The organism is Aquabacterium fontiphilum, assembly GCF_009909205.1.
Classification (GTDB): Bacteria; Pseudomonadota; Gammaproteobacteria; order Burkholderiales; family Burkholderiaceae_C; genus Aquabacterium; species Aquabacterium fontiphilum.
In genome coordinates, this window is the sequence record NZ_JAAAPN010000027.1 from 1 (window position 1) to 986 (window position 986).

Annotated in this window: 1 protein-coding gene; it reads left to right on the forward strand. The window is 63.6% G+C overall.

What is annotated here, in order from left to right:
- Positions 1 to 986 (forward strand): GDP-mannose 4,6-dehydratase (gene gmd / locus GTZ97_RS16405; protein WP_161652076.1); only part of this gene is annotated, 986 nt, incomplete at both ends.

Consider the following 986-nt stretch of genomic DNA (forward strand, 5'->3'; position numbering starts at 1 on the left):
GGCTCGTATCTGGCCGAGTTTCTGCTGAACAAGGGCTACGAGGTGCACGGCATCAAGCGCCGCTCGTCGCTGTTCAACACCGACCGGATCGACCATCTGTATCAGGATCCGCACGTCGACAACCGCAACTTCATCCTGCACTACGGTGACCTGACAGATTCGACCTCGCTGGTGCGCATCGTGCAGAAGGTGCAGCCCGACGAGATCTACAACCTGGCAGCGCAAAGCCACGTGGGTGTGAGCTTCGAGGAGCCCGAGTACACGGCCAACGCCGACGGCATTGGCGCGCTGCGCCTGCTGGAGGCGATCCGCATCCTGGGGCTGGAGAAGAAGACGCGCTTCTATCAGGCCTCGACCTCTGAGCTGTATGGCCTGGTGCAAGAGATCCCGCAGAAAGAGACGACGCCCTTCTACCCCCGCAGCCCGTATGCGGTGGCCAAGCTGTACGCCTACTGGATCACGGTGAACTACCGCGAGGCCTATGGCATGTATGCCTGCAACGGCGTGCTGTTCAACCACGAGAGCCCCGTGCGCGGCGAAACCTTCGTGACGCGCAAGATCACCCGAGCGATCGCGCGCATTGCGCTGGGCCTGCAGGATTGCCTGTACCTGGGCAACATGAGCGCGCTGCGCGACTGGGGCCACGCCAAGGACTACGTCGAGATGCAGTGGCTGATGCTGCAGCAGGACGTGGCCGAAGATTTCGTGATCGCCACGGGCGTGCAGTACAGCGTGCGCCAGTTCGTGGAGTTTGCGGCCAAGGAGCTGGGCGTGACGGTGCGCTTCGAGGGCGAGGCCGAGGCCGAGGTGGGCATTGTGGAGAAGGTCGAGCCGGTCAACGGTGAGATGCTGGCCAAGTGCAAGGTGGGCGATGTGATCGTGCGGGTGGACCCGCGCTACTACCGCCCCACCGAGGTCGAGACGCTGCTGGGCGACCCGACCAAGGCCAAGACCAAGCTGGGCTGGGAGCCCAAGATCACGCTGCA